At 27.1% G+C, this 1,420-nt stretch carries 2 protein-coding genes; both read right to left on the bottom strand.

Annotated elements, in window-relative coordinates; genetic code table 11:
- Positions 1-40: 40 nt before the first annotated feature.
- Positions 41-415, bottom strand: coding sequence for a TM2 domain-containing protein (locus CCO88_RS09660; RefSeq protein WP_002782258.1), 375 nt, complete (start codon positions 413-415; stop codon positions 41-43).
- Between the two features lie 152 nt (positions 416-567).
- Positions 568-1,278 (bottom strand): class I SAM-dependent methyltransferase, encoded by a 711-nt coding sequence (locus tag CCO88_RS09655; protein WP_002811811.1) that lies wholly within the window; start codon positions 1,276-1,278, stop codon positions 568-570.
- Positions 1,279-1,420: the final 142 nt, after the last annotated feature.

The following is a 1,420-nucleotide window of genomic DNA, read 5'->3' as shown; positions in this document are numbered from 1 at the left end:
AAACTAGTTTTAAAACTAGTTTTTATCTAAGTTGCTATTTTTATAATACAGCTAAGATTTTATTAAGATTGTCTTTTTTGATGCCTTTCCATACTAAAAACCAATCCACAATGCACCATATCCATAAAACGAATAAAATTAAACCACCGATATAAATCCAAATGGTAACAACACCTACTAACCAAGTTATAAGTTTAGCAATACCCAAACCTATATCACCCTTATAAAAACGATCAATTCCAAAGGCACCTAAAAACAGACCTAAGATCAAACCTATAATATGACTTTTAAAAGGTAAGATAGCAAGAGAGTTGATTTTATCTTCACTTGCATTTTTAAGCTTATCTTGCACAAGGGGCAAGCTATTGGATGGAATTTTGTCTGAAATCATCATCAATACAGTATTTATATCCATAAAATCTCCTATAATAATATTAGAACAAAATAATAACTAAAATAATCTAAAATTACTTTTAAGTTTAATTTTATAAAATGAGCATTTTGATAAAAATATTTCAGTATTACAAGATTATATATCTACCTTAAGATAGAATTTTATCTCAAGGATTAAAAAACCAAAAGTTTGATTTTTGATTGTATGGTTTCTTTGATATCGCCTTTCACAAAAGTTTCTAAATCTTGCTTAGAAGCTTTAACTCCATTCATATTTAAATGCCACAAGGCATTTTCTATGGCTTCATCTTTTTTTCTTTTTACTATGCGTGTTTCATCAAAGATAAATTTATGAAATTTCACATTATTTTCTAACAAATAACTTTCCAAATCTTGTTTATAAATACCCTTAAATTCTGTATTAAAATGTTTAAATATAGGATCTAAAAAATCACTCTTTCTATAATCGGCCCAGCCAAGATAAATTCGAATTTTAGCCAATCGCATAAAGTTTAAATAGTCTTTTTTGTCTTGCAAAGCAGGGGACATACTTAAAAATGCTATGTCAAATTGAGCGTTTTGATTTTTATTTATCCATTCTGTAAAAGTGCAATTTTCGTATTTGATATTTGTTAGTTGGAGCTTGTTAGCATCTTCTTTTAAAATTTCTAACATAGCTTTTGCATTATCAAGAGCAGTGATTTCTTTTGCATTTTGTGCTAAGTACAAAGTCCATACTCCTGTGCCACAACCTATATCTATAATCCTTTTATCTTTAAAGCTTATATTTAGTTTTTCTAATTCTTTAAAACTTTGCTCTTGTATGGAATTTAGTTTTTGATTGTATCTTGCATAGCTCTTAGCTTTTTTATCCCAAAGATTCATTGATAGTCCTTATTTTTAAATCAATAAAATCATAGCATAAAAAATACTAAATTATTAAATTATCTATTTGTAAATTCTACTAACACCTAGTTCAAACTAGGTGTTAGTGAACAATCAATCAAAACCTTTTCTTTTTCACATC

The sequence above is a fragment of the Campylobacter coli LMG 9860 genome, assembly GCF_000254135.1.
Taxonomy (GTDB): domain Bacteria; phylum Campylobacterota; class Campylobacteria; order Campylobacterales; family Campylobacteraceae; genus Campylobacter_D; species Campylobacter_D coli.
Note: the sequence above shows the minus strand (reverse complement) of the source record. Positions and strands in the feature narration are given on the sequence as shown.

Excerpts from the sequence above, each read along its gene's own strand:
- CCO88_RS09660 (WP_002782258.1), bottom strand. The coding sequence starts at position 415 with ATGGATATAAATACTGTATTGATGATGATTTCAGACAAAATTCCATCC.
- CCO88_RS09655 (WP_002811811.1), bottom strand. The coding sequence starts at position 1,278 with ATGAATCTTTGGGATAAAAAAGCTAAGAGCTATGCAAGATACAATCAA.